Origin of the sequence: Paenibacillus tritici, assembly GCF_018207515.1 — a bacterium.
GTDB lineage: Bacteria > Bacillota > Bacilli > Paenibacillales > Paenibacillaceae > Paenibacillus_AQ > Paenibacillus_AQ tritici.
On the sequence record NZ_CP073365.1, the window covers coordinates 6922567 to 6949371 of the forward strand.

General features: G+C 51.7%; 23 protein-coding genes, 1 tRNA gene and 3 rRNA genes. 1 reads left to right on the plus strand and 26 read right to left on the minus strand.

The window, feature by feature from the left end:
• Positions 1-12 precede the first annotated feature (12 nt).
• The 14 genes from rplK to KDC22_RS29905 form a co-directional block, all read right to left on the minus strand.
• Complete coding sequence (gene rplK / locus KDC22_RS29840) at positions 13-438, minus strand: 50S ribosomal protein L11 (RefSeq protein WP_019908208.1); 426 nt, start codon at positions 436-438, stop codon at positions 13-15.
• A gap of 75 nt (positions 439-513) precedes the next feature.
• The gene (gene nusG / locus KDC22_RS29845; RefSeq protein WP_173140446.1) at positions 514-1047 is read right to left on the minus strand and encodes a transcription termination/antitermination protein NusG; all 534 of its coding nucleotides are present in this window, start codon (positions 1045-1047) and stop codon (positions 514-516) included.
• 21 nt (positions 1048-1068) lie between these two features.
• Positions 1069-1260 (minus strand): preprotein translocase subunit SecE, encoded by a 192-nt coding sequence (gene secE, locus KDC22_RS29850; protein ID WP_036692354.1) that lies wholly within the window; start codon positions 1258-1260, stop codon positions 1069-1071.
• 20 nt (positions 1261-1280) lie between these two features.
• Positions 1281-1430, minus strand: a complete 150-nt coding sequence (gene rpmG / locus KDC22_RS29855; protein ID WP_074086515.1) for a 50S ribosomal protein L33 — start codon at positions 1428-1430, stop codon at positions 1281-1283.
• Between the two features lie 362 nt (positions 1431-1792).
• Complete coding sequence (sigH, locus tag KDC22_RS29860) at positions 1793-2437, minus strand: RNA polymerase sporulation sigma factor SigH (protein WP_019908203.1); 645 nt, start codon at positions 2435-2437, stop codon at positions 1793-1795.
• Between the two features lie 161 nt (positions 2438-2598).
• Entirely contained in the window at positions 2599-3120 is a 522-nt protein-coding gene (locus KDC22_RS29865) for an NYN domain-containing protein (RefSeq protein WP_211724236.1), read from the minus strand.
• Between the two features lie 2 nt (positions 3121-3122).
• Positions 3123-3884, minus strand: a complete 762-nt coding sequence (gene rlmB / locus KDC22_RS29870) for a 23S rRNA (guanosine(2251)-2'-O)-methyltransferase RlmB (RefSeq protein WP_076081731.1) — start codon at positions 3882-3884, stop codon at positions 3123-3125.
• A 24-nt stretch (positions 3885-3908) separates the two neighbouring features.
• A complete protein-coding gene (locus tag KDC22_RS29875) occupies positions 3909-4346 on the minus strand; it encodes a Mini-ribonuclease 3 (RefSeq protein WP_211721268.1) in 438 nt (145 codons plus the stop codon).
• Positions 4343-5749 (minus strand): cysteine--tRNA ligase, encoded by a 1407-nt coding sequence (cysS, locus tag KDC22_RS29880; RefSeq protein WP_211721269.1) that lies wholly within the window; start codon positions 5747-5749, stop codon positions 4343-4345. The genes KDC22_RS29875 and cysS overlap by 4 nt, the downstream gene beginning before the upstream one ends.
• Positions 5750-5799: 50 nt before the next feature.
• Entirely contained in the window at positions 5800-6492 is a 693-nt protein-coding gene (gene cysE, locus KDC22_RS29885) for a serine O-acetyltransferase (protein WP_173140440.1), read from the minus strand.
• 406 nt (positions 6493-6898) lie between these two features.
• Entirely contained in the window at positions 6899-8362 is a 1464-nt protein-coding gene (gltX, locus tag KDC22_RS29890; protein WP_211721270.1) for a glutamate--tRNA ligase, read from the minus strand.
• A gap of 58 nt (positions 8363-8420) precedes the next feature.
• A complete protein-coding gene (ispF, locus tag KDC22_RS29895) occupies positions 8421-8909 on the minus strand; it encodes a 2-C-methyl-D-erythritol 2,4-cyclodiphosphate synthase (protein ID WP_173140436.1) in 489 nt (162 codons plus the stop codon).
• Positions 8906-9604, minus strand: coding sequence for a 2-C-methyl-D-erythritol 4-phosphate cytidylyltransferase (gene ispD, locus KDC22_RS29900; protein WP_211721271.1), 699 nt, complete (start codon positions 9602-9604; stop codon positions 8906-8908). The genes ispF and ispD overlap by 4 nt, the downstream gene beginning before the upstream one ends.
• A gap of 95 nt (positions 9605-9699) precedes the next feature.
• Positions 9700-10788, minus strand: a complete 1089-nt coding sequence (locus KDC22_RS29905; protein ID WP_211721272.1) for a PIN/TRAM domain-containing protein — start codon at positions 10786-10788, stop codon at positions 9700-9702.
• 212 nt (positions 10789-11000) lie between these two features.
• On the opposite strand from KDC22_RS29905, the gene KDC22_RS29910 reads away from it, so the two are divergent.
• On the plus strand, positions 11001-11396 hold the full coding sequence (locus tag KDC22_RS29910; RefSeq protein WP_173140430.1) for a nucleoside triphosphate pyrophosphohydrolase family protein: 396 nt from the start codon (positions 11001-11003) through the stop codon (positions 11394-11396).
• A gap of 129 nt (positions 11397-11525) precedes the next feature.
• On the opposite strand, the gene pssA is transcribed toward KDC22_RS29910, so the two are convergent.
• The 12 genes from pssA to KDC22_RS29970 form a co-directional block, all read right to left on the minus strand.
• Entirely contained in the window at positions 11526-12263 is a 738-nt protein-coding gene (gene pssA, locus KDC22_RS29915; RefSeq protein ID WP_173140428.1) for a CDP-diacylglycerol--serine O-phosphatidyltransferase, read from the minus strand.
• Positions 12264-12327: 64 nt separating this feature from the next.
• The gene (disA, locus tag KDC22_RS29920; protein WP_173140426.1) at positions 12328-13404 is read right to left on the minus strand and encodes a DNA integrity scanning diadenylate cyclase DisA; all 1077 of its coding nucleotides are present in this window, start codon (positions 13402-13404) and stop codon (positions 12328-12330) included.
• 14 nt (positions 13405-13418) lie between these two features.
• The gene (gene radA, locus KDC22_RS29925; RefSeq protein WP_211721273.1) at positions 13419-14786 is read right to left on the minus strand and encodes a DNA repair protein RadA; all 1368 of its coding nucleotides are present in this window, start codon (positions 14784-14786) and stop codon (positions 13419-13421) included.
• 190 nt (positions 14787-14976) lie between these two features.
• Entirely contained in the window at positions 14977-17445 is a 2469-nt protein-coding gene (gene clpC / locus KDC22_RS29930) for an ATP-dependent protease ATP-binding subunit ClpC (protein ID WP_211721274.1), read from the minus strand.
• Between the two features lie 36 nt (positions 17446-17481).
• Positions 17482-18546, minus strand: a complete 1065-nt coding sequence (gene mcsB, locus KDC22_RS29935) for a protein-arginine kinase McsB (RefSeq protein WP_173140420.1) — start codon at positions 18544-18546, stop codon at positions 17482-17484.
• 28 nt (positions 18547-18574) lie between these two features.
• Positions 18575-19099, minus strand: coding sequence for a protein-arginine kinase activator protein McsA (gene mcsA / locus KDC22_RS29940; protein WP_173140418.1), 525 nt, complete (start codon positions 19097-19099; stop codon positions 18575-18577).
• A 30-nt stretch (positions 19100-19129) separates the two neighbouring features.
• Complete coding sequence (locus tag KDC22_RS29945) at positions 19130-19591, minus strand: CtsR family transcriptional regulator (protein ID WP_036721901.1); 462 nt, start codon at positions 19589-19591, stop codon at positions 19130-19132.
• A 329-nt stretch (positions 19592-19920) separates the two neighbouring features.
• Positions 19921-21093: a GNAT family N-acetyltransferase gene (locus KDC22_RS29950; protein ID WP_211721275.1), complete on the minus strand. Its 1173-nt coding sequence runs from the start codon at positions 21091-21093 to the stop codon at positions 19921-19923.
• A 436-nt stretch (positions 21094-21529) separates the two neighbouring features.
• A 5S ribosomal RNA gene (gene rrf, locus KDC22_RS29955) occupies positions 21530-21646 on the minus strand.
• A gap of 127 nt (positions 21647-21773) precedes the next feature.
• Positions 21774-24700 (minus strand): 23S ribosomal RNA (locus KDC22_RS29960).
• A 310-nt stretch (positions 24701-25010) separates the two neighbouring features.
• Positions 25011-25086: transfer RNA gene (locus tag KDC22_RS29965), tRNA-Ala, on the minus strand.
• 126 nt (positions 25087-25212) lie between these two features.
• Positions 25213-26768 (minus strand): 16S ribosomal RNA (locus tag KDC22_RS29970).
• The 16S, 23S and 5S rRNA genes sit together here with 1 tRNA gene alongside, the layout of an rRNA operon.
• Positions 26769-26805 lie beyond the last annotated feature (37 nt).

Genomic DNA, 26805 nt, shown 5'->3' on the forward strand with positions numbered 1-26805 from the left:
ATCGAATACATATTAGTCTTCGATTGTGATTCCCATACTGCGGGCAGTACCTTCAACCATACGCATTGCAGCTTCAACAGATGCAGCGTTCAGATCGGGCATTTTTGTTTCAGCGATTTCACGAACCGCTGCGCGGCCCAGCTTCGCTACTTTTTTCTTGTTTGGTTCACCGGATCCTTTTTCTACTTTCGCAGCGATGCGAAGCAGAACAGCAGCCGGAGGAGTTTTGGTGATGAAGGTAAAGGAACGGTCTTCAAATACTGTAATTTCAACCGGGATGATCAGGCCAGCCTGGTCGGCAGTACGAGCGTTGAATTCCTTACAGAATGCCATGATGTTGACACCTGCTTGACCTAACGCCGGACCTACTGGAGGCGCTGGATTCGCTTTCCCTGCAGGAATCTGCAGTTTCACCATTTTAATAACTTTTTTAGCCATGAGTGACACCTCCTTGCGTAAATAGTGGTATTCGAATGCTATACAGCATTCTCCCACAAGAAACCCTTGTGCTTGTTATATCTTCTCCACTTGAGTGAAATCCAACTCGACTGGGGTTTCCCGTCCAAACATGTTGACATGTACCTTGATCTTGCTCTTGTCTGCCAAAATCTCTTCCACAGAGCCCACAAAATTCGCAAATGGACCGACCATAATACGTACGGATTCCTTAATTTCGAAATCAATCTTCGCTTTAGGTTCAACCATGCCCATATGCTTCAGAATTTGTTCAACTTCTTCAGGGAGCAGTGCAGTAGGCTTGGACCCTGAACCAGTTGAACCGACAAATCCGGTAACGCCCGGCGTATTGCGGACTACATACCAGGAATCATCCGTCTGAACCATTTCGACCAAAACGTAACCAGGGTAAACTTTGCGCATGACAGTTTTTTTCTTGCCATCCTTGTTTACCAGCTCTTCTTCCATAGGAACAAGAACGCGGAATATTTTGTCTTCCATGCCCATGGACTCAACGCGTTTTTCCAAATTGGCCTTGACCTTATTCTCATACCCGGAATAGGTATGAACGACATACCATCTTTTTTCCATATCAAGCCACCTGGGACCTCTCTAAATAATCGCTTCAATCACAGCGGAAATACCGATGTCCAGAACCCAGAAGTAAAGAGAAATAACTACGATTGTACCGAGAACGATCAATGTATAGTTCTTCAATTCTTTACGGCTAGGCCAGCGAACCTTTTTGAGTTCACTCCAGCTCTCAGTGAAAAAGGAAAACAAAGACTTGAAACTACGTTTCACGCCGACTACACCTCCAAAGACTATCTGGTTTCGCGATGAGGAGTTTGCTCGTTACAAAACTTGCAAAATTTCTTCATCTCCAAGCGGTCGGGGTGATTTCGCTTGTTTTTGGTTGTTGCATAGTTTCTTTGTTTGCAACTTGTACAAGCCAAAGTGATAATTACCCGCATGATGTGCACCTCCCGAAGACGTACTTCTAACGGTTAAATTAGAAGACGTAGATATTGATTCAAAAAAAAGCCGCGAATTTAGGCCTACCTAAAACACTTTAGCATAATATCAATGTCTGTGTCAACGAAAGTTTCCCCCATCGCACTGGGTATTTCCGGGTGCTGTAGCCGTGTAACAACCATCATCTTTGCTCTAGCTTCTTCCTTATGCCACTCGCTGTCTTCCATATCATTATGGTGCATTCCGCCATGGTATAAACCTGCTGCCAGCCAATGCTTCATAAATCAGAAATTCATCACATCAAAATGTAGCGACACTAAAAAAAGACTCGAGTCCCGAGCCTTCCTAGTTCATTATATCATTAATTGTCACGCACTTCCAGATATCTTTCCAATTTCCGTTTCACTCGCTGCAGTGCATTGTCAATGGACTTCACATGCCGCTTCAAATCCTCGGCAATCTCCTGATAGGAACGTCCGTCCAGATAGAGCATCAGAACCTTGCGTTCCAGATCACTCAGAATCTCAGCCATCTTATCTTCCAGTCCGATGAACTCCTCCTGGTTAATAATCAGCTCTTCCGGGTCAAGCACCTGCGTTCCGCATATCACATCCATCAGTGTCCGGTCGGAATCCTCATCATAGATGGGCTTGTCAAGCGAGACATAAGAATTCAGCGGAATATGCTTCTGGCGGGTAGCCGTCTTAATGGCGGTTATAATCTGACGGGTGATGCACAGCTCGGCAAAGGCCTTGAACGATGACAGCTTGTCACCCTTGAAGTCACGAATCGCCTTGTATAGGCCAATCATGCCTTCCTGCACAATATCTTCACGATCTGCCCCGATCAAAAAATAGGAACGAGCCTTGGCACGCACGAAATTGCGGTACTTGTTAATCAAATGCTCTAATGCGCCACTGTCGCCACCACGGAAGATCTCGACAATTTCTTCATCACTTATGAAATCATACTCGGACAGCATTATTTCCTTGAGGTCGACACTCACCAAGAATCCCCCCGGCTGCAACGCAAGACACATCGTTACTTCTCGAAATATAGGAACAGTATATATTATGTTACCTTACACCGTCAACCGGAATTGTCCAAAAACAATCTTCAATAACATATTATGGCATTTTTCGACGGAAGTCTGCTGCTTTCGCGTCCTTACTGTCTCCGCCAGTCCTCCAGCCGCTTGCGCGTCTCGGGAGGCAGTTTGTCTTCCAGCGAGTGACGGGTGGAGCTTATGCTTCCCGGTTCGATGGCTTTCTTCACCTGCTTCTGGTTCTCTTCAATCGCAAGTCTCAGTTCCCTGGCTGAAATTCTGAGAGCTCCCTGGGCAAAAACGACATGCTGCTCCACAAAATCACTGGTTGCAACCGAGATCTGTCTGCGGCGGTGCGTGAATTCTCCAACCAGCCGTTCGATGCACTCATCTGCGGTTTCCTTCTCCTTGGTGAAGAAGACCTGGACTTTCCCTTGTACAAAAGACCGCCCCAGTCCCGGCACACGGTAGGCATCGAATACGGCAATGACGCGCAGCCCGGAGAACGCCTGATAATCGGCCAGCATATCGAGCAGCCGGTCGCGTGCCTCCTGCATGCCGGTCTGCGACAATGCCGCAAGCTCCGGCCAGCCGCCGATCATATTGTACCCGTCCACGAGCAGGATATCGCGCCAGTCCGCCATCATTATCCCTGTTCTTGGCGGCGGCGGAGTACCTCGTACATGATTACACCGGCTGCAACTGAAGCATTAAGCGAATTAATTCTTCCGGCCATCGGCAGCTTCAGCAGCACATCGCATTTCTCACGGATCAGGCGGCCCATTCCCTTGTTCTCATTACCGATAACCACCGCTACCGGTCCCGTGACAATATCAGATCCGAACAGATTCTGATCGGTGTCCACATCGGTTCCTACCACCCAGACCCCCAGCTCCTTCAGCCGGTCAATGGTCTGTCCAAGATTCGTTACGCGCGCTACGGGTACATATTCGACTGCGCCGGCAGAGGTCTTGGATACAGTTGCCGTGATCTGTGCAGAGCGGCGCTTCGGCACAATGACTCCATGCACACCCGTGCAATCAGCCGTACGCAGGATAGACCCCAGGTTGTGCGGATCTTCAATTTCATCCAGCAAAAGCAGAAACGGCGGTTCTCCCTTGGCTTCAGCAATTGCCAGAATATCAGCAACCTCCGTATAGGCGAACGGTGCCGCCTGCGCAACCACCCCTTGATGCTGCACTCCCGGTGCGAGCTGGTCCAGCTTCCGCTTGTCTACATGCTGGATCACAATTCCCGCCTTGCGCGCTTCAGCTACGATAGGTGCAGTCAGATGCTTTTGCGCGGTTTCAGCGATCCATATCTTGTTCAGTGTCCGTCCGGCTCTAAGGGCTTCAAGCACAGAATGCTTGCCTGCCAGTATTTCCTCTTCTGTTCTCAATTCTTCCATTGTTTTATCTCCTGTTCTGTATGCTCACTTGGTCCGGTTCAACATGTATTCGATGCTGCTGTGAACAAGCTCCTGGATTCTCGCCTGCTGTCCGGTGTAATACAAATGCCCGATCAGGCATTCAAAAGCAGTCGCGTGGCGGTATTCCAGCACATCCGCGTTTTTGGGAATCGTGCCGGATTTCGCATTGCGCCCCCGTCTTACCACATCCTTCTCTTCCTCCGTAAGCACCAGATCAAGGTGTGCAAGAATGGTGCTCTGCGCTTTGGCAGAGACCAGCCCGGTTGCCGAGCGGTGCAAATGATTGGGGCGCAGATTAGGCAGCGAGATCAGATATTGCCGCACGGCAACCTCATAGACGGCATCGCCTGCATACGCAAGTACGATCGGTGACAACAGATGGGCCGGCTTGGAGGGTTCATACGGGAACCAGGCGCTGTTCAGATCAAACGTTCCGCTCATTTACGCCGCCACCGCATTCCCTGCGGAGTATCCTCCAGCAGAATACCCAGAGCATTCAGCTCATCACGGATGGCATCGGACCGGCTCCAATTCTTATTCTTGCGCGCTTCTGCACGTTCAGCAATCAGACGCTCCACCTCTTCACTTGCTACCTCTTCTTCGGCTTCCGCCGTAAGGCGCAATACCGAATTCATCTCGGCAAAAGCCTTCAGCAGTGCTGTTAAATCAGCATTAAGCGCATGATTATCAGCAAGTGTGAGGTTCGCCAGACTCACCCAGTCAAACACAGCCGTAATCGCATCCGGTGTATTGAAATCGTCCTGCATCCGGGCATGGAAGCTGCTCAGGATAGCCGCGAGCCGTTCCGTAATCTGCGGGCTTGCTTCACCCGCCGCCTCCTCTTTACCCAGCTCAAGGCGGTGCTTCACATTGCCTTCGGCCAGAGCGATACGATCTACGCTTTTCTCGGCAGACTGCAGTGCTTCCTCGGTGAAATTGAGCGGATTGCGGTAATGGCTGGACAGCATGAAGTAGCGGATAGCTCCCTGCTTGAAGCGCGCACGGATATCCTTCACCAGCAGACCGTTCCCCAGTGATTTTGACATTTTCTCGTCGCCGATGTTCAGAAATGCATTATGCATCCAGTAATTCGACAGCGGCTGGCCCGTCAGCGCCTCGGTCTGGGCACACTCGCATTCATGATGCGGGAATTTCAGATCCTCTCCGCCGCCATGGATATCAATAGTCTTGCCCAAATATTCGCGCACCATCGCCGAGCATTCAATATGCCAGCCGGGACGTCCCTCGCCCCATGGACTGGACCAGTGCACCTCACCCGGCTTGGCAGCCTTCCAGAGTACGAAATCCTCCTGGTTCTCTTTGCGGGAATCTACCTCGACCCGGATACCGAAGCGCAGCTCCTCCAGATTCTGGCCGGACAGCTTGCCGTAATTGGCAAATTTGCCGGTACGGTAATACACATCTCCACCGTTCTCATACGCATAACCTTTCTCTTCAAGCTCTTTGATGAATCCGATAATTGTGTCCATACTGTCCGTCACCCGCGGATTCATCGTTGCCGGCTTCACGCCAAGTCCGGCCAGATCCTCCTGATAGGCGGCAATGAACATATCTGCAACCTCAGCTACAGTGATGTTCATCTCCTCCGCTTTGCGGATCATTTTGTCATCCACATCGGTGAAATTCGTCAGATAACGTACCTCATTGCCGAGTGCCTCCAGATAGTTGCGCACCATGTCAAAGACGATAATCGGCCGGGCGTTACCGATATGCATATAGCCGTAGACTGTGGGTCCGCATACGTACATTTTCACCTTACCCGGCTCCTGCGGTACAAATACTTCTTTACTGCGACTCATCGTGTTATAAATTTGCAAAGCCATTCTTGTCCCAACCCTTTCTATTGTCCCCGGATTCTGAAATACCGGTTAGCTTAAATTTCGTAATCGCCGATATATTGCTGGCTTTCCAGCCGCCGCTGTTCCTTCTTCTGCTTGTCTTCCGCACCCATCTGTTCCCTGAGCTCTTCGATCTCCTTCTGCAGGAAACGCAGGGAATCAATCAGCGGATCGGGCATCTTGGTATGATCCAGCCGGTCGGATACGCGTTCTCCGTTACGTTTGACCACACGCCCGGGATTGCCGACTACCGTACTGTTGCTGGGCACTTCGCGCAGAACGACGGAGTTGGAGCCGATATTACAATTATCACCGATTGTGAAGGAACCCAGTACTTTCGCACCAGAGCCGATCACGACATTGTTGCCGACGGTAGGATGACGTTTGCCCTTCTCTTTCCCGGTTCCGCCAAGCGTGACCCCCTGATAGATAATGACATCATCGCCTATCTCGCAGGTCTCCCCAATGACAATACCCATTCCATGGTCAATGAACAGTCTGCTGCCGATCACCGCGCCCGGATGAATCTCCACCCCGGTCATGAACCTGCTGATCTGGGAGACGATGCGGGCCAGTGTAAACCAGCGGCGTTTATAAAAAGAGTGGGCCGTCCGGTGCGCCCAGATAGCGTGAAGCCCTGCGTAGGTGAAGATAACCTCGAACCTGCTGCGGGCGGCGGGATCGTTGTCGAATACGGCCTGAATGTCCGACTTGATATGTTTAAACATCACGGTTCCCCTCTTCTCTGACTTTTCAACAAAAAACGCCCCTGCAGCCTATAGCTGCAGAGACGTTTAACCGCGGTCCCACTCTGCTTGAACATTCATATACATGGATGCCGTTCACTTCACGGCCCATGCTCTGGTGTTCCTCTTGGCGTCTGTAACGGCGACGTTCCCGGCACAGTCTACAGCCTCCGGTTAGAGACTTTCAACCCTGCAGCTCACAGGTGCATCTTCAGCGGCAGACAAATGAATAACTCCCAGCCTGCAAGGGAAATCTCCCTCAGCGGTTATTCTCTCTGGCAATTGCCCTTATACGCTTACTTTTCCTGATCCCAGCTATTATTATATTCTTCTATATTAGCGAAAAGCCGCTGAACTGACAAGGGGCTCTGCCCTTGCCTGCTTCTGTTTATGCGCCTTTGATCTGCGACTTCAGACGTTCGATTACCCGTTCCCGGCCAAGCAGCGCAAGGGTCGCATTCAGATCACGGCCATGCATCTGTCCGGTAAGAGCGACACGAATCGGCATAAACAGCGCTTTGCCTTTGTGCCCGGTTTCCTTCTGTACTTCCTTGATCAGCACTGCCATATTGGCTGCACTGAAGTCCTCGGCAGCTTCCACTTTAGCCAGAAAAGCGGAGAGAACCTCAGGAACCTGGGCTTCGGCAAGCACCTGGGCTGCTTCTGTCTCCAGTTCCAGGTGACTGCGGAAGAAGAGGTCGGACAGTCCTACAATATCCGAAGCAGCGTTCATCTGCTCCTGATACAGCGCAACCAGGCTCTCTGCCCAGCTCTGCTGCTCCGCACTCAGAGCTTCCGGCAGCCGTCCTGCCTTTTGCAGATGAGGAATAGCAAGTGCCGCGATCCGCTTGGGATCGGCATGCTTGATGTAATGGTTATTGAGATGTGCCAGCTTGTTCGTATCAAACACCGCCGGGCTCTTCGACAGACGGTTTGCTGTAAAGATCGAGATCAGCTCTTCCTTCGTGAAGATCTCCTCCTCACCTTCCGGCGACCAGCCCAGCAGGGTGATGAAGTTGAAGAGTGCCTCCGGCAGATAGCCCAGCTGGTCATACTGCTCAATAAACTGAATGATTGACTCATTCCGTTTGCTTAGCTTCTTATGGTCATCCCCGACAATTAGCGTCATATGGCCGAACAACGGAGCTTCCCAGCCCAAAGCTTCATAGATCATGAGCTGACGCGGCGTATTGGAGATATGGTCTTCTCCGCGCAGCACGTGGGAGATGGCCATCAGATGATCATCAACCGCTACTGCGAAGTTATACGTCGGAATGCCGTCTTTCTTCACGATGACGAAGTCGCCCACCTCTTTGGTATTGAAGGAAATACTGCCCTTAACGATATCATTGAAGGTATAAGTACGGTCTTCCGGAACGAGAAAACGAATGCTGGCAACACGCCCTTCTGCTTCAAAGCTAAGGCGCTGCTCTTCGGTCAAATTACGGTGTCTGCCGGAATAGCGCGGAGTCTCGCCGCGTGCAGTCTGTTCCTCACGTTCTGCTTCCAGCTCTTCTTCCGTGCAATAGCAGCGGTAAGCTAGACCGCGGTCCAGCAGATCCTGCCAATAGACACGGTAAAGGTCCAGACGCTCTGTCTGGCGGTAAGGGCCATATTCGCCTCCTACATCCACACTTTCATCCCAATCTATTCCCAGCCACTTCAAGTACTTCAGCTGGCTTTCTTCACCTTCTGCTATATTGCGCTTGAGATCCGTATCTTCGATCCGGATAATGAATTTGCCGCCCAGATTACGGGCGAACAGATAGTTGAACAAGGCTGTTCTGGCATTTCCGATATGTAAATGTCCCGTAGGGCTCGGTGCGTAACGCACCCGAACTTGATCCGCCATGGGTTTCCCTCCGCTTCATATTGGTTGAAATTAGGCTGTTTCTTAAGCTAAAACCATCTCACGATGATATCACATCTTGGAGCAGACAGACAATAGATTGCGCGGCAATTCCTTCACCGCGTCCGGCAAAGCCAAGCTGCTCGGTCGTTGTCGCTTTGACATTCACCTTCGACAGATCCGCTTCAAGCGCACGGGCAATAACCTCCGTCATCTGCGGGATATAAGGCGCCATTTTGGGTTTCTGCGCAATGATGGTCGAGTCAATATTCCCCAGCCGGTATCCCCGCTCGCGTGCAAGCGCCCATACCTGCTCCAGCAGCTTCAGGCTGTCCGCATCCTTGAAGGCCGGGTCCGTATCCGGGAAATGTCTGCCGATATCCCCAAGGCCCAGCGCCCCCAGTATAGCATCGCTAACAGCATGCAGCAGCACATCCGCATCGGAATGCCCCAGCAGCCCTTTCTCATAAGGAATGGTCACCCCGCCGATAATACACGGCCTTCCCTCAACCAGTTGATGTACATCGAACCCTTGTCCTACAGCAATCATGTGTGTTCCTCTCCCCTGCTTCTTACTGTGAATTCAGCGAAATCCAGGTCCTCCGGTGTTGTGATCTTAATATTCCTGTAGCTTCCCTCTACAACCGAAACGGTAATGCCGCTGCGTTCCGCCAGACTGGAATCATCTGTACCGAGGAAGCCGTCCCGCTCTGCCTCCTCATAGGCGGAGCGCAGATCGGACAAACGAAAAGTCTGCGGGGTCTGAATCGCCCACAGACTTCGCCGATCCGGCGTAGACAGCACCTTGCCCTCACTGTCCACCTGCTTGATCGTATCCTTTACCGGTACTGCCAGCACCGCTGCTCCGGCCGATTGAGCCCGTTCAAAGCAAGCCTCAATCTCACTGCCTTGTACGAATGGCCGGACCCCGTCATGCACCATGACCCAGGTGGTCGTAAGTTCTCCCAGTCCACGGCGTACCGAATGCTGGCGCTCCGTACCTCCGGGAATGACTGCAGCCACTTTATCCAGCTTGTGGGCTTGTACCCATTGCCGGCAGCGCTCCACATCCTCTTCACCGGTGACAAGCACAATCTCAGAGATAAGGTCATGCCGCTGGAATACCTCCAGGGTATGCACGATAATCGGTTTGCCCTGGAGCAGCAGGTATTGCTTGCTCTCTGCCGTCCCCATCCGGGTTCCTCGGCCTGCCGCTACGATAACGACACCCACACTGTTTGACATGCTTTTGGCTCCTGTCTTTCACGTATACTCCCATCATAACGTGTTTGACTGGCATTTCCAAGCCTTCAAGGTCCCGCCGGAAGGCTAACGGGTACTTATTGCGCTTTTTCCAGAAGCTTGGGCTTGGCAAAAATCATCCGGCCTGCCGATGTCTGCAGGACGCTTGTCACCAGCACCTCCATCGTAGTGCCGATATAATCCCGGCCGCCTTCCACCACAATCATCGTGCCATCATCGAGATAGGCTACACCTTGTCCATGTTCTTTGCCGTCCTTGATCACCTGAACAATGATCTCTTCGCCCGGAAGCACCACCGGCTTCACTGCATTGGCCAAGTCATTGATGTTCAGCACCGACACCCCTTGAAGTTCACATACCTTGTTGAGATTGAAGTCATTTGTGACGACCTTGCCGTGCAGCACTTTAGCCAGCTTGACCAGCTTGCTGTCCACCTCGGAGATTTCCTCGAAATCTCCTTCGTAGATCAGTACCTTGACGTCCAGCTCTTTCTGAATCTTGTTGAGGATATCCAGCCCTCTGCGTCCGCGGTTACGCTTCAGCAGATCCGAGGAATCGGCAATATGCTGCAATTCCTCCAGTACGAACTCAGGGATAACAATCGTGCCTTCGATAAAGCCTGTTTTGCAGATGTCGGCAATCCGTCCGTCAATGATAACGCTGGTGTCGAGAATCTTGTGCTCCTGTGTTCCCCGGCCCTCCGGCTCGGCAGCACGCGCCCAGCGTCCGGTAGTCCAGAACGAAGCCAGCTCCTCCTTCTTCTCCAGCCCTACCCGAAGACCCATGTATCCCAGGGCAAGCGTTGCAGCTACCTGCAGCAGCTCTCCTGCCTTGCCAAGCCAGACCATAGCGGGATACAGCAGCAGAGACAGCAGCAGACCTCCAGTAAGCCCCGCTGCGCCTGCAGCGAACTCACTCATCGGCATACGCGAACAATACTCTACCGCCTCACGCAGTTTTGAAATCGCCCAATCCGCGCATAAAGTCCCCGCAATCAAAAAAATAATGGCACCCAGCACCGCAAACAAAACGCTTCCTTCCATAGGCAAACTATCCTCCAGCTTCCCCATCCCTCCCGGGAACCCTCTTTCTGCCGCGCGATATAGCGAATAACCGGACCAGGCTCCACAACACCCGGCAAGCATCAGAACAATCTTTTTCCACATAACCTCGCACCTCCTTATTATTCATCCACAATTCATCTATACTTCACCAGTATGTTCCAATTTTTAGGACAATAATCCGGAGGTACGTTATTTTTTCTGCAGACTACCATTTCTGTGTCCATATCCGCTGCCGAAACTGCTATTGCTGGTTGAAAATAAGGGAGCCCCTGACATATAATGAACTCAATTACGAACCCAGGGGTGAATGGTTAATGAGCGCACCAAGTTTACAGGCCTTTCAGGATCAAGTCTCCGAACTGCTGCTCCGTCACCGTAGTCTTCTGGATGTAATGTCCAAGAACGGACAGAGCAGCGCTTCCGTCAACCGGGCTGTCGTCAAATCCATTACCGAATGCGGCTGCATTCAACTGCATGCAACCAAGCAGGTCTATGAACCGACACTGGGGCTGGAACAAGCCAAAGAGCTTGCCGGGACCCATCTTGAAGGGGAGCTGTGCGAGAACTGCCGGGAGGTCATTGGCTCAGAGCTGGGCCGCGAGCTGTTCTATATGTCTGCGCTCTGCAATTTGCTTGCGATCAATATGGACGAGGTAGTGTCCAAGGAATCGCAGAAATGCGCCACACTCGGATTATTCAATTTATCCTAAGCAGACGGCCAGTGTCCTCCTTCATCCGTTCAGCAATACGCAGCAAAAAGGCATTGCACTCTCCTGGTTCAGGAAAGGCAATGCCTTTTGCTTATCGGTCTATGAATGGAATTAGTGCTGCACTGATACCTAGCCGTTCTTGGAATGATATACCTTGTCTTCCGATCGTCTTCTGCGGCGGCGCTGACGGCGGGCCTTCAGCAGCCCCAGACTCTGCCTGAAGCCATATAAAGCATACAGCGCAAGCAGGCCGAAGATCAGCTTGGCAATCTGTTCAGGAAATACTACAGCAACGGCTACAGCAATCACTATCACTAAAGGCGCGCCTACGACCGCTTTTTTGGGCAGGCCGATCTTTTTGAAATTGGGGTATTTCACGGTACTGACCATCAGATAAGAGAGCAGCAGTGTAGCCACAATCATAAAGGGTGCAGATACGTCTTTATGGAAAAGCGCCAGTGTGGCAAGAACCCCACCCGCAGCAGGTATAGGCAATCCTACGAAATATCCCGGAATCCCCGGGCGGACGTTGAACCGGGCCAGACGCAATGCTCCGAATACAGGGAAAATCGCTGTAATCGTCCATCCCAGTGCAGAATTCAAGTCCTGCAGACTGGTCAAATACATAATAATCGCCGGAGCCACTCCGAAGGAAACTACATCGGATAAGGAATCCAGCTCCTTGCCGAATTCACTCTCACATTTGAGCGCACGGGCCACGCGGCCATCCAGACCATCGAGCAGCATCGCGATAATCACCATGATAGCGGCCATGCTCAGTTTGCCGTCAAACGCCATCATGATACCAAACATTCCAAGCATCAGATTACCGATCGTAAACAGACTTGGAATTGATTTTTGTATCATTTCTTCACCTCAATTTTCCTACTTGTACTGCTTTGGTTTGCAATATTACGTGATTGTATGTTATTTACATTTGTCTGTCAATAAGAACTTGTTTCTGGAGCCGCTTCAGTCCGTCCTGAATATTGCGTGCCCGGACCTCGCCAATGCCGTCCACTTCATCGAGTTCAGCAATGCTTGCCGTCAACAGATTAGGCAGTCTTTCGAAGCGTTCTACCAGATTGTGAATGATCACATTCGGCAGCCTTGGGATCTTGTTGAGCAGACGGTAACCGCGCGGGGTCACAGCTTCTTCGGATGAAATAGCTGTCGAGGAATAGCCGAGCAGGCGGGCAATATGGTTGTCATCCATCAGCTCATCATCCGTGCTGCGCTTCAGTCCGGCAATGATCTCGCGGATCTTGTCCTCTTGCTCCACTCTTGCATAGTCTCTGTACAGGAGCCATGCTTCTTCCTCTGTATTTCCCACCAGTTCTTCCATCTGCATGCTGATCAGGCGGCCTTCATTGCCAAGCTCGTTGATGTAACGCTTAATTTCCATTTTGATCCGCAGCACCATTTCTACCCGCTGGATCACGCCGACGACCTCCGCTACAGTTACAATCCCTTCGTATTCGGAAGCGGACAGGTTGGTCAGCCCTTGTGTCAGAACGGCTCTGTACTTCTCAAGGGTCTGAATCGCCTGGTTGGCTTTGGCCAGAATCGAACCGATTTCCTTGAGGGCGTAACGGATGGAGCCTTGATACAGAGTAATAATATTACGGCGCTGGGAAATGGAAACTACCAGTTTGCCGGTCTGTTTGGCTACACGTTCAGCCGTCCGGTGCCGGATTCCTGTCTCAATGGAAGAGATGGAGGAATCGGGAATGAGCTGAGTATTGGCGTATAGAATCCGCTTCAGATCCTCGCTCAGAATGATGGCCCCGTCCATTTTGGCCAGCTCATATAAATAATTGGGTGAAAAATCGCAGTTAATGGAGAATCCTCCATCGACAACCTCCATCACCTCCGGACTATATCCGACAACGATCAGTGCCCCGGTCTTCGCGCGGAGCACATTCTCCAGCCCCTCCCGGAAAGGTGTTCCCGGTGCGGCCATTCTAAGCAGATCATTCATATTATCTAATGGATTATGTTCTTTCATCGTCCCTGTGCCCCCTAATCTAACGCGACCGCTAGTGCCTGTGCTACTGTGCTGACGCCAATAATCTGAATATCCTGCGGATGCTTCCAGCCTTTCATGCTCTTCTCGGGCATAATGACCCGCCGGAAGCCAAGCTTGGCCGCCTCTTTCACCCGCATTTCTGCGCGTGATACCCCCCTCACCTCACCGGTAAGCCCTACCTCGCCGAAGAACACATCATAAGGCTTGGTCGGGAAATCCCGGAAGCTGGAAGCGATACTGATGGCGACAGCCAAATCTACCGCCGGCTCATCCAGCTTCACTCCTCCCGCTACATTGAGGTAAGCATCCTGATTCTGCAGGAACATGCCCATCCGCTTCTCCAGTACAGCAATAATCAGCGCCATTCTCTGATGATCCATACCTGTGCACATTCTGCGGGGTGAAGGGAAATGTGTCGAGGCTACCAGTGCCTGTAATTCTACAAGTACAGGTCTCGTGCCTTCCATGCTGGCTACTACCGCTGAACCGGCCACTCCAAGCGGACGCTCCGAGAGGAACAGCTCTGACGGGTTCTCCACCTCGGTTAGCCCGATCTCCCCCATTTCAAAGATGCCGATCTCATTGGTGGAGCCAAACCGGTTCTTCACCGCCCGCAGCAAACGGTACGTATGATGCCGTTCTCCTTCAAAGTAGAGGACACAATCCACCATATGCTCAAGCATACGCGGGCCGGCAATCGCCCCTTCCTTGGTTACATGCCCTACAAGTACTGTGGCAATCCCCCGGATCTTGGCGATTCGCATGAATCTTGTCGTACATTCCCGTACCTGTGCCACGCTGCCCGGCGCACTGGTTACTTCCGGCATAAATACAGTCTGGATGGAGTCAATGACCAGAAACTGCGGGTTAATCTGCTCAATGGCTTCTTCAATGCTCTCCATATTCGTCTCACATAGAACATACAATTCCGCAGACAGCGCTCCGAGGCGGTCGGCCCGCAGCTTGGTCTGCCGCACGGATTCTTCCCCCGAGATATACAACACGCGAAGCCCCTGAGTGGTCAGGGCATGTGAGGTCTGCAGCAGCAGCGTCGATTTGCCGATTCCGGGATCGCCTCCGACCAGCACCAGCGAGCCGGGCACAATTCCGCCGCCAAGCACGCGGTTAAGCTCACCGATGCCCGTCAGAATCCGCGGCTCCTTGTCACTTTCTATATTTATGATCGACTGCGCCTTTTCTTTACTCTGAAAAATAGGTGCATTCATGCCTTGTGTTTTGACGACGCTTTCCGTTTCCTCTACCATCGAGTTCCATTCCTGGCACCCCGGGCACTTCCCGAACCATTTCGGTGATTCGTACCCGCATTCGGTACAGAAAAATTTTGTTTTTGGTTTTGCCATGTGCGCTCCTTACCGTCCGAACTTACTAAAATTGCGGATATTTTTCTCTTATTCAAAGTTTACCATTTCTGCACACTTAACGGAAGGACACTTAAGATCTACTTTTCATTTGCGTCTTCTCCGGAAGCCAAATAAAGCTCCCGCCCCTCTATACGGAGGAGCGGGAGCTTTGTTTCATTTTACGCAAGAATTACTCAGTTTCAACGGTTTTCTCCAGGGAGACTTCTGCCGGTGCTTCTACAGTGGTTACGACCAGTTCGCCGTTCACCTCATCAATGTTGAGGGAATCGCCCTTCTTGATGTTGCCCTTCAGCAGCTCTTCGGACAAGCGGTCCTCGATATGCTTCTGAATCGCCCGGCGGAGCGGACGGGCACCGAAGGCCGGGTCATAGCCTTCTTTGGCCAAGAACGCTTTGGCCGCATCCGTAAGCAGGAAGTCTACATCATGCTCACGCAGACGCTTGCGCAGTTCCTCTGACATCAGGGTAACGATCTCAGCGATATGCTTCTCATCCAGGGAGTGGAAGACAATGATCTCGTCGATCCGGTTCAGGAACTCGGGACGGAAGCTCTTCTTCAGCTCTTCCATAACCTTGCCCTTCATGTTGCTGTAATCAGCGCCCGCATCTTGAACTGCAGTGAATCCAAGCGTCGAATTCTTCTTGATCGCCTGTGCCCCTACGTTCGAGGTCAGGATAATCAGCGTATTGCGGAAATCGACCACGCGGCCTTTGGAATCGGTCAGACGGCCGTCTTCCAGCACCTGCAGCAGAATGTTGAACACTTCAGGGTGAGCCTTCTCAATCTCATCCAGCAGGACAACGGAATACGGTTTGCGGCGTACCTTCTCCGTAAGCTGTCCGCCTTCTTCATATCCTACATATCCTGGAGGAGCCCCAACCAGACGCGAGGTGGAGTGCTTCTCCATGTACTCCGACATATCAATGCGGACTACCGCATTCTCATCACCGAACATAGCTTCGGCAAGCGCCCGTGCCAGCTCTGTTTTACCCACCCCGGTTGGTCCGAGGAAGATGAAGGAGCCCATCGGACGTTTCGGGTCCTTCAGACCCGCACGCGCCCGGCGGAGTGCCCGGCTAACAGCCTTAACGGCTTCATCTTGTCCAATTACACGTTCATGAAGCAAGGACTCCATGTTCAGCAGACGGTCCGTCTCTTCTTCCTTCAGCTTGCTGACCGGAATGCCGGTCCAGCTGGCAACCACCTGCGCGATATCCTCAGGTGTAACCTGGGAGTCGGTACGGCCCTGCTTTTCTTTCCACTGGTTCTTCGTGGTATCCAGCTCTTCACGAATCTTCTGCTCGGTATCGCGCAGCGCGGCAGCCTTCTCGAATTCCTGGCTCTGTACGGCGGAATCCTTCTCCTTGCGGATATCATCCAGACGCATTTCGAGTTCCTTCAGATTCGGCGGGATCGTGTAAGAGTTCAGTCTTACCTTGGAGCCTGCTTCATCAATCAGGTCAATCGCTTTGTCCGGCAGGAACCGGTCCGGGATATAGCGGTCAGACAGCTTCACTGCTTCCACAATGGCTTCATCTGTAATCTTCACCCGGTGATGGGCTTCATAGCGGTCACGGAGACCGAACAGAATCTGCACAGCTTCTTCCGGAGAAGGCTGATCGACTGTGATAGGCTGGAAGCGGCGTTCCAGCGCAGCGTCTTTCTCAATATATTTACGGTATTCATCAAGGGTTGTCGCACCGATGCACTGCAGCTCGCCACGGGCCAGAGCAGGCTTCAGGATATTGGAAGCATCAATCGCACCTTCCGCACCGCCAGCTCCGATCAGAGTGTGCAGCTCATCAATGAAGAGTACGATATTACCTGCCTGACGAATCTCATCCATGATTTTTTTGAGGCGGTCCTCGAACTCACCGCGATATTTCGTACCGGCCACTACAGAACCCATATCGAGGGTCATGACACGCTTGTCGCGCAACGTTTCCGGAATTTCATTGTTGATAATCTTTTGGGCCAGGCCTTCAGCAATAGCTGTTTTACCAACCCCCGGCTCACCGATCAGCACCGGATTATTCTTGGTACGGCGGCTCAGTACTTGAATGACACGTTCGATTTCCTTGCTGCGGCCGATTACAGGGTCAAGGTTGCCGTCCTTGGCATAGGCTGTCAGGTCACGTGCCAGGCCATCCAGTGTTGGCGTGCTTACGTTGACCGGAGCGCCGCTATGGCTGGAGGTGGCTTCACTGCTGCCCAGAAGCTGCAGTACCTGTTGACGGGCCTTATTCAGGCTGATGCCGAGATTATTCAGTACGCGGGCTGCTACGCCCTCTCCTTCACGGATCAGACCGAGCAGGATATGCTCTGTTCCCACATACGTATGCCCCAGCTTGCGGGCCTCGTCCATGGACAGCTCGATGACTTTTTTGGCACGAGGAGTATACGCGATGTTGGTCGGCTGCTCCTGACCTCTGCCAATCAGTGTTTCCACTTCATCCTGAATTTTCTCCAGACCCAGACCCAGTCCGATCAGTGCCTTCGCGGCAATGCCGTCTCCCTCACGAATCAGTCCGAGCAAAATATGTTCTGTCCCAATGTTGTTGTGTCCCAAACGTACGGCTTCTTCCTGCGCCAGCGCCAGCACCTTTTGTGCGCGTTCCGTAAATCTTCCAAACATCATATCTCCTGCACCTCCACGGATAATATATATCTATAATTAATGTTGTGATCCCAATGTCTCCCGGAGCAGCTTCGCCCGGTACATATCACGTTCGGTGGAAGACAGCTCGTCACCGAACAGCTTTTGCAGAAAACCAGGCTGGGTCTTGACATTCAGCTCATTGAGCACTGAAATCGACGGCCCTTCCAGAATTCCAAGGTCTACACCAAGCCGCAGATCGGAGAGCCGCTGTGCGGACTCCTTAAGCTCCATCACTGCCGCGTAGGACAGAATTCCGTAGGAACGTTTGATGCGGTCCGTAATCCGCAGTGCGGAATCGACCAGCAGGCGTTCACGTGCATTCCGTTCATGCTCTATAATCTGGGTGACTACGCTGTGAAGATTCTCGATAATCTCATTCTCTGTCTGTCCGAGCGTAATCTGATTGGAGATCTGAAAGATATTCCCTACTGCTTCGCTGCCTTCACCATAAATTCCTCTAACAGTAAGTCCAACCTGGTTGACAGCGGACAAAATCCGGTTAATCTGATGGGTCATGACCAGCGCCGGCAAATGAACCATTACCGAAGCTCTGAGTCCTGTGCCCACATTGGTGGGACAACTGGTCAGGTAACCTCTGCGGTCATCAAAGGCATAATTGACAGCAGCCTCAAAAATATCGTCGATGGCAGTCGCCCTTACCCAGGCTTCTCTGACCTGCAGTCCGGGAAACAGGCATTGAATGCGGAGATGATCCTCCTCATTGATCATAATGCTGACCGACTCGTCCTCATTAAGAATGACTGCTCCGCCTTTGGAATCATCCGCCAGATTAGGACTGATGAGATGCTTCTCGACCAGTACCTTTTTATCCAGCTCATCCAGCTCATCCAGTCTCAGCAGCTCAAAGCTGCCGAAATCTGCAGAAGCTTCACCCTGAAAAACAGGAGCAAGCAGGTCCAGCACCTCTTCGGACTGCTCTCTTGAGGCGAGCAGCGGGAAGGGCAGATGCTCCAGATTACGGGCGATTCGCATACGGCTGCTGATTACAATCTCAGAATGACTGCCGCCGCAGCGCATCCAGTCACTAAGTGCTTGTTCGGTAAACCGGAGACTTGACATGTCCAATCCCCCCTATATATCAAAGACTTTACTCTTGTGGCATTTCTTTTTCAAGCTTGCGGATCCGATCCCTCAGCTCTGCTGCAGTTTCGAACTCTTCCTGCACGATACTCTGCTGCAATTCCTGCTTGAGCTCATCAATTTGGCGTTTGCACATGATCTGTGCACCGGCCCGTCTGGGAAGCTTACCGACATGAGCCGTACTTCCATGTACCCGTCTGAAGAGCGGGTCCAGTGTGCTGTCGAAATACTTGTAGCAAGAGCTGCACCCAAACCGTCCAAGCTTGCTGAACTGTGAATAGGTCATACCGCAGTTCTCACACTGCAGCCCTTGCACAGACTGTGCAGCTGCTGACTTGCCCTTGCCTGCGCTCTCCAGATCAAGCAGCCCGGAGAGCAGGCTGTGAATGGAGAAACCTCCGGAAGTACCAGGGATGAGTTCCCCCTTCTCCCGCGCACAGCTTTCGCAAATATGAAATTCTGTCTTCTCCCCGTTCACAATCTTCGTGAAGTGGAGTGTAGCCGGTTTGACGCCGCATTCCTGGCATTGCATGAGCGGTGTCCCTCCTTACATGTTGACAAATTATTTGCCTAATAAAGAGATTAGCATAGCCTTCATAAGCTTGGCACGAATCTCATCCCGGTACGGCAGATTAACCGTCAGGCATTCCCGGGAAACCGCGGATCGCATCAGACACGCTTCACGTTTGGAGAGGAAACGGGCCTCCTCCAACTGATAAATCAGTCCTTCGGCAGAATTCTGGTCAATATCATTCCCTATCGTGGAGTTCAGATGTGCATACAAGGCCACATTCTGAGGCAGCTCATAGCGCTGAATCCGGATATATCCGCCTCCGCCGCGTTTGCTCTCCACCACATATCCCTTTTCCAAAGTAAAGCGTGTACTGATGACGTAATTGATCTGCGACGGTACACACGAGAACTGGTCCGCCAGATCATTGCGCTGAATTTCCACCGTACCTTCGGGACTTTCATGCAAAATATTCTTCAGATATTGTTCAATAATATCGGAGATATTACGCATCACTCATCCTCCAGTGTGTAAGCCTTGGTAAAATTTGTGCTGCGCCACCGCCTGCCGTCAGAGACATGCTCTTAAGAATTTAAACCGGGCCATAGCGTAAGAATCGGCTGCAACCGCCTTCGTACTGCCCTTTTCTTCTAATTGTTACATTCTTGAGAACGATGCTATCCGGCCTGCGTTGACTTTGACTTTCTTTGACTTTTTCATATTATAACATATTCTCACTGAATTCCAAGGGGTTACGCTTATTTTTTACTTATTGGCGGCATTGTATTCCATGGTGTCTTAATAGATCACTGGGCCCATACGATATGTATAGGATAGCTCTGTCAGAAAAAATCGAATAATGCCGTTTCCGCCTGCGGAATCAGCGCTTCCAGCCATTCTACAGCTTCAGCGGTCCCGGCTAATTGCCCGTACCTGGCTGTCTCCAGCGGACGTTTATAGCCCATCAGGAGCATGGTAAGTGTTCCGATACCGCATACAAGGTCTGCGTCTGCCTGGTCTCCTTCGATCTGAGTAAGCGATACCTTCCCGTGTTCCGATACCGTCCACCGCCATAAACCGTTATTCCAGGGCGCATGTGTATCTTCAATATATAGCACACGATCCTGAACGCTGCCCGGCACCTTAAACGTCATGTTCTCCACAAAAGCCTTAGCATTCACGATACGCGCCATGAAGTAAGGATAATTCTCCTGTGCCACACGCGGATCGGGAAGCAGAAAGGGAAGAATATCATCAGACGGCACCAGCTTCAGCTGTGCTGCCGTAATCATGGAGTCATGGTTGGCAAGGAAAGTCCACAATCCCTGGCGGGCCAGCTCATTCACATAGATAAATTCATCTATGATCAGCTCTTGGTTCACTATTTTATACAGCACATATCCTTCCGGTTCACCCTGCTCTGAATAAAACACACCTGTGTGCGTATCCTCATCGAGCACTCTTTCCTTCCACCATTGCTCAGGGCGCAGGAGCGTGCCGTTATACCGCATGGCAAATGTATCATACAACTGCTGAAATACTGCAATATCAGCTGTCCCGCGCTTAACCGCGCCTTGGATCTCCGTCTTATGCGGGAACTTCCCTACAGGAATGGTGTACTTCTTATATTCACAGTAGATCTCCCATCCAAATTTACGGTAAAAAGGAATCAGGAACGGATGCAAAAAGGACAACGTTTGACCGGCTTCATTCATTGTCTTCAGCGCATGGGTCAGCAGATGGGCCACATACCCCTGCCGGCGGTTCTCCGGCCAAGTAGCGACACCCGCAATTCCCCCCATGGAAACGGGTCTGCCCTGGATATATGCCTGTAGCGGAAGAAGGGTCAATTGTGCACCTATTCCTTCCCCTTCAAAAAGCCCCCATATCTGGTCCGGCTTAAATTTCTCCCTGGCGCGTACCCGGTCTTCCCCAGTAACCTTGTACTGAAAAGCATATTCGGACAAGCTCAAGCTGTCCTCAAATTCTTCGTTCCGTAATTTCCTAATTTCCATTCTGCTCACCCCGTTAATATTTCATAGAAATCGCGACAATTATTGCTTATTAGAGAGTATATCAAGCAAATCGTCCGGAAGCTAACGAGGCGCCTCGAATCAGCTTTAATACACAAGTTATCCACAGCTTTTATACAACAAAACAAAAAACCGGAAAGAGTTTCTTTCCGGCAAAAACGAGTTATCCACGAATAGCAATTATCTATCCACATTATTCACTTTTTATCCACAAAATCGGTGTATTACTTATATTTTTTCTTGACTCGTCCCCTGAATTATGCGTTATCCTCCCATTTTCCGGGGATAGATTCGTTCCTGAAATAGTATCCACATGTGCGTAATTTTTCTGTACTTGCTGAAATCTATCCACAGCTTTTCCACAGCCCTGCCCGCACGCAAAAAAGCCACTGTCGATTGCTCAACAATGGCTTGATGTGCTTGGCAACGTCCTACTCTCCCAGGACCCTTCGGTCCAAGTACCATCGGCGCTGGAGGGCTTAACGGTCGTGTTCGGGATGGGTACGCGTGGAACCCCTCCGCTATCGCCACCAAACATGCGTCTGTGAAACAGACGCTGCCGCTTGAAATTCGGTTCATCACGGATGTGTGAATGAATTTCATGACGTTCAGGAATTGATTCCTGAAAACTGAATCCGAAACGAATTTGTGTGTTAGTGTATTTGGATAAGCCCTCGACCGATTAGTATTGGTCAGCTCCATGCATTGCTGCACTTCCACCTCCAACCTATCTACCTCGTCGTCTTCAAGGGGTCTTACTAATTGGGAAATCTCATCTTGAGGGGGGCTTCACGCTTAGATGCTTTCAGCGCTTATCCCGTCCGTACGTAGCTACTCAGCCATGCTCCTGGCGGAACAACTGATGCACCAGCGGTACGTCCATCCCGGTCCTCTCGTACTAAGGACAGCTCCTCTCAAATTTCCTGCGCCCACGACAGATAGGGACCGAACTGTCTCACGACGTTCTGAACCCAGCTCGCGTACCGCTTTAATGGGCGAACAGCCCAACCCTTGGGACCTACTTCAGCCCCAGGATGCGATGAGCCGACATCGAGGTGCCAAACCTCCCCGTCGATGTGGACTCTTGGGGGAGATAAGCCTGTTATCCCCAGGGTAGCTTTTATCCGTTGAGCGATGGCCCTTCCATGCGGTACCACCGGATCACTAAGTCCGACTTTCGTCCCTGCTCGACTTGTAGGTCTCGCAGTCAAGCTCCCTTATGCCTTTGCACTCTGCGAATGATTTCCAACCATTCTGAGGGAACCTTTGAACGCCTCCGTTACTCTTTAGGAGGCGACCGCCCCAGTCAAACTGCCCGCCTGACACGGTCCCCGTACCCGCTAAGGGCACTAGGTTAGAACCTAGATACGATCAGGGTGGTATCCCAACGGCGCCTCCGCAGAAGCTTGCGCTCCTGCCTCACCGGCTCCCACCTATCCTGTACAGATCGTACCCAAATTCAATATCAAGCTGCAGTAAAGCTCCATGGGGTCTTTCCGTCTTGTCGCGGGTAACCTGCATCTTCACAGGTATTAAAATTTCACCGGATCTCTCGTTGAGACAGCGCCCAAGTCGTTACGCCATTCGTGCGGGTCAGAATTTACCTGACAAGGAATTTCGCTACCTTAGGACCGTTATAGTTACGGCCGCCGTTTACTGGGGCTTCGGTTCACAGCTTCGGGTTACCCCTAACCACTCCCCTTAACCTTCCAGCACCGGGCAGGCGTCAGCCCGTATACTTCGCCTTACGGCTTCGCACAGACCTGTGTTTTTGCTAAACAGTCGCTTGGGCCTTTTCACTGCGGCCCCCTCGGGCTATTCACCCTACCGAGGCACCTCTTCTCCCGAAGTTACGAGGTCATTTTGCCGAGTTCCTTAACGAGAGTTCTTCCGCGCGCCTTAGAATTCTCTTCTCGCCTACCTGTGTCGGTTTGCGGTACGGGCACCTTCTCCTGACTAGAGGCTTTTCTTGGCAGTGTGAGATCATGACCTTCGCTACTATAATTTTCGCTCCCCATCACAGCCTAGCCTTCACGATGTGCGGATTTGCCTACACATCAGCCTCACTGCTTAGACGGACATCCATCAGTCCGCGTCACTACCCTCCTGCGTCACCCCATCGCTCATAGCGGATTACGGTGGTACAGTAATTTCAAACTGTTGTCCTTCGACTACGCCTGTCGGCCTCGCCTTAGGTCCCGACTTACCCTGAGCGGACGAGCCTTCCTCAGGAAACCTTGGGCTTTCGGCGGATCAGATTCTCACTGATCTTTTCGTTACTCATACCGGCATTCTCACTTGTATGCTGTCCAGCGCTCCTTACGGTACACCTTCAACCCACATACAACGCTCCCCTACCCCAGATGCAAAGCATCTAGCCATAGCTTCGGTGGTGTGTTTAGCCCCGTTACATTTTCGGCGCAGAGTCACTCGACCAGTGAGCTATTACGCACTCTTTCAATGGTGGCTGCTTCTAAGCCAACATCCTGGTTGTCTGTGCAACTCCACATCCTTTCCCACTTAACACACACTTGGGGACCTTAGCTGATGGTCTGGGCTGTTTCCCTTTTGACAATGGATCTTAGCACTCACTGTCTGACTCCCGGCAAGAAGTTAATGGCATTCGGAGTTTGACTGAGCTTGGTAACCCTTGCGGGCCCCGCACCCAATCAGTGCTCTACCTCCACCACTCCATTCACCGAGGCTAGCCCTAAAGCTATTTCGGGGAGAACCAGCTATCTCCGAGTTCGATTGGAATTTCTCCGCTACCCCCACCTCATCCCCGCATTTTTCAACATGCGTGGGTTCGGGCCTCCAGTGCGTGTTACCGCACCTTCACCCTGGACAGGGGTAGATCACACGGTTTCGGGTCTACGTCCACATACTCAGTCGCCCTATTCAGACTCGCTTTCGCTGCGGCTCCGGCTTCTCACCTTAACCTTGCATGTTAAACGTAACTCGCCGGTTCATTCTACAAAAGGCACGCCATCATCCATGAATAGGACTCTGACTTTTTGTAAGCACACGGTTTCAGGTTCTATTTCACTCCCCTTCCGGGGTGCTTTTCACCTTTCCCTCACGGTACTGTTTCACTATCGGTCGCCAGGTAGTATTTAGCCTTAGCAGATGGTCCTGCTGGATTCATACGGGGTTTCACGTGCCCCGCACTACTCGGGATCCGTCTCGGAGAGAATACAGTTTAGGTTACAGGGCTTTTACCTCTATCGCGGGCCTTTCCAGACCTCTTCACCTACCATATTCCTTTGTAACTCCATGTGAGACGTCCCACAACCCCAAGGGGCAAGCCCCTTGGTTTAGGCTGTTCCGCGTTCGCTCGCCGCTACTGACGGAATCACTATTGTTTTCTCTTCCTCAGGGTACTTAGATGTTTCAGTTCCCCTGGTCTGCCTCTACATTTCCTATGTATTCAGAAATGAGTAACTGCGAATTACCACAGCTGGGTTTCCCCATTCGGACACCCCCGGATCAAAGCTTGCTTACAGCTCCCCGAGGCAGTTTCGTTGTTCGCCACGTCCTTCGTCGGCTCCTGGCGCCTAGGCATCCTCCGTGTGCTCTTATTAGCTTAACCGTCACTCCGGTGTTTCGCTTGTTTGCTCATCTTGTTTTGAATGCTGCTCATGGATTGCTCCATTCACCAACACATTCAAAGCCAAAGGTCGCTGCACAATCGAAAACCTTCGTTCTGCACTAATAACTATTTCAACTTGCTTACACAAGTTTCAGCTAAAAGATGTTCTAAAACGCAAATTCGTTTCGGTATCCAGTTTTCAAGGATCAAGGTGCTGAAATTTCGGGACAATCACGACTGTGATGTTCGAAAATTCAGACACAAAAAATATTAAATTTCTTTCTAGACATAACAAATAGATGAAGTTTGTTGGTGGAGCCAAGCGGGATCGAACCGCTGACCTCCTGCTTGCAAGGCAGGCGCTCTCCCAGCTGAGCTATGGCCCCGCAAATTCCATCAAAACCGAACAAATGGAAACGCTGATAACTTTACAAAGTAAAACTTGCTCCGGAAGCATGCTCCCTGAAGACTTAGATTTGAATGTTTCCATTGCAGGAAACGATTCTCCATAGAAAGGAGGTGATCCAGCCGCACCTTCCGATACGGCTACCTTGTTACGACTTCACCCCAATCATCTACCCCACCTTCGGCGGCTGGCTCCCTTGCGGGTTACCCCACCGACTTCGGGTGTTGTAAACTCTCGTGGTGTGACGGGCGGTGTGTACAAGACCCGGGAACGTATTCACCGCGGCATGCTGATCCGCGATTACTAGCAATTCCGACTTCATGCAGGCGAGTTGCAGCCTGCAATCCGAACTGAGACCGGCTTTGCTGGGATTGGCTCCACCTCGCGGTTTCGCTTCCCGTTGTACCGGCCATTGTAGTACGTGTGTAGCCCAGGTCATAAGGGGCATGATGATTTGACGTCATCCCCACCTTCCTCCGGTTTGTCACCGGCAGTCACTCTAGAGTGCCCAGCTCAACCTGCTGGCAACTAAAGTCAAGGGTTGCGCTCGTTGCGGGACTTAACCCAACATCTCACGACACGAGCTGACGACAACCATGCACCACCTGTCTCCGATGCTCCGAAGAGGGGCACTATCTCTAATGCTTTCATCGGGATGTCAAGACCTGGTAAGGTTCTTCGCGTTGCTTCGAATTAAACCACATACTCCACTGCTTGTGCGGGTCCCCGTCAATTCCTTTGAGTTTCAGTCTTGCGACCGTACTCCCCAGGCGGAGTGCTTACTGTGTTAACTTCGGCACCAAGGGTATCGAAACCCCTAACACCTAGCACTCATCGTTTACGGCGTGGACTACCAGGGTATCTAATCCTGTTTGCTCCCCACGCTTTCGCGCCTCAGCGTCAGTTACAGCCCAGAAAGTCGCCTTCGCCACTGGTGTTCCTCCACATATCTACGCATTTCACCGCTACACGTGGAATTCCACTTTCCTCTTCTGTACTCAAGTTACCCAGTTTCCAGTGCGACCTCAGGTTGAGCCCAAGGTTTAAACACCAGACTTAAATAACCGCCTGCGCGCGCTTTACGCCCAATAATTCCGGACAACGCTTGCCCCCTACGTATTACCGCGGCTGCTGGCACGTAGTTAGCCGGGGCTTTCTTCTCAGGTACCGTCACTCCGGCAGCAGTTACTCTACCGGACGTTCTTCCCTGGCAACAGAGCTTTACGATCCGAAAACCTTCATCACTCACGCGGCATTGCTCCGTCAGGCTTGCGCCCATTGCGGAAGATTCCCTACTGCTGCCTCCCGTAGGAGTCTGGGCCGTGTCTCAGTCCCAGTGTGGCCGTTCACCCTCTCAGGTCGGCTACGCATCGTCGCCTTGGTGGGCCGTTACCCCACCAACTAGCTAATGCGCCGCAGGCCCATCCCCAAGCGGCAGATTGCTCCGCCTTTCATTCTCTCTTCAGGAGAGGAAAGAAATTATCCGGTATTAGCTACCGTTTCCGGTAGTTATCCCAGTCTTGAGGGCAGGTTGCCTACGTGTTACTCACCCGTCCGCCGCTAAGTTAATCCGGAGCAAGCTCCTTCATAACTCCGCTCGACTTGCATGTATTAGGCATGCCGCCAGCGTTCGTCCTGAGCCAGGATCAAACTCTCCAATTAGGACGCTTACGAAGTAAGCGTCACCTGTAACCTCTTC

What these genes read in the sequence shown, in the direction of transcription:
- mcsB (WP_173140420.1), bottom strand. Translation starts at nt 18,546, where the DNA reads ATGTCAAGTCTCCGGTTTACCGAACAAGCACTTAGTGACTGGATGCGC.
- mcsA (WP_173140418.1), bottom strand. Translation starts at nt 19,099, where the DNA reads ATGCAATGCCAGGAATGCGGCGTCAAACCGGCTACACTCCACTTCACG.
- cysE (WP_173140440.1), bottom strand. Translation starts at nt 6,492, where the DNA reads ATGTTTAAACATATCAAGTCGGACATTCAGGCCGTATTCGACAACGAT.
- ispF (WP_173140436.1), bottom strand. Translation starts at nt 8,909, where the DNA reads ATGATTGCTGTAGGACAAGGGTTCGATGTACATCAACTGGTTGAGGGA.
- ispD (WP_211721271.1), bottom strand. Translation starts at nt 9,604, where the DNA reads ATGTCAAACAGTGTGGGTGTCGTTATCGTAGCGGCAGGCCGAGGAACC.
- KDC22_RS29875 (WP_211721268.1), bottom strand. Translation starts at nt 4,346, where the DNA reads ATGAGCGGAACGTTTGATCTGAACAGCGCCTGGTTCCCGTATGAACCC.
- radA (WP_211721273.1), bottom strand. Translation starts at nt 14,786, where the DNA reads ATGGCAAAACCAAAAACAAAATTTTTCTGTACCGAATGCGGGTACGAA.
- rlmB (WP_076081731.1), bottom strand. Translation starts at nt 3,884, where the DNA reads ATGGAAGAATTGAGAACAGAAGAGGAAATACTGGCAGGCAAGCATTCT.
- KDC22_RS29945 (WP_036721901.1), bottom strand. Translation starts at nt 19,591, where the DNA reads ATGCGTAATATCTCCGATATTATTGAACAATATCTGAAGAATATTTTG.
- KDC22_RS29905 (WP_211721272.1), bottom strand. Translation starts at nt 10,788, where the DNA reads ATGTGGAAAAAGATTGTTCTGATGCTTGCCGGGTGTTGTGGAGCCTGG.
- disA (WP_173140426.1), bottom strand. Translation starts at nt 13,404, where the DNA reads ATGAAAGAACATAATCCATTAGATAATATGAATGATCTGCTTAGAATG.
- gltX (WP_211721270.1), bottom strand. Translation starts at nt 8,362, where the DNA reads ATGGCGGATCAAGTTCGGGTGCGTTACGCACCGAGCCCTACGGGACAT.
- KDC22_RS29910 (WP_173140430.1), top strand. Translation starts at nt 11,001, where the DNA reads ATGAGCGCACCAAGTTTACAGGCCTTTCAGGATCAAGTCTCCGAACTG.
- nusG (WP_173140446.1), bottom strand. Translation starts at nt 1,047, where the DNA reads ATGGAAAAAAGATGGTATGTCGTTCATACCTATTCCGGGTATGAGAAT.
- clpC (WP_211721274.1), bottom strand. Translation starts at nt 17,445, where the DNA reads ATGATGTTTGGAAGATTTACGGAACGCGCACAAAAGGTGCTGGCGCTG.
- KDC22_RS29865 (WP_211724236.1), bottom strand. Translation starts at nt 3,120, where the DNA reads ATGGCGGACTGGCGCGATATCCTGCTCGTGGACGGGTACAATATGATC.
- pssA (WP_173140428.1), bottom strand. Translation starts at nt 12,263, where the DNA reads ATGATACAAAAATCAATTCCAAGTCTGTTTACGATCGGTAATCTGATG.
- rplK (WP_019908208.1), bottom strand. Translation starts at nt 438, where the DNA reads ATGGCTAAAAAAGTTATTAAAATGGTGAAACTGCAGATTCCTGCAGGG.
- cysS (WP_211721269.1), bottom strand. Translation starts at nt 5,749, where the DNA reads ATGGCTTTGCAAATTTATAACACGATGAGTCGCAGTAAAGAAGTATTT.
- rpmG (WP_074086515.1), bottom strand. Translation starts at nt 1,430, where the DNA reads ATGCGGGTAATTATCACTTTGGCTTGTACAAGTTGCAAACAAAGAAAC.
- KDC22_RS29950 (WP_211721275.1), bottom strand. Translation starts at nt 21,093, where the DNA reads ATGGAAATTAGGAAATTACGGAACGAAGAATTTGAGGACAGCTTGAGC.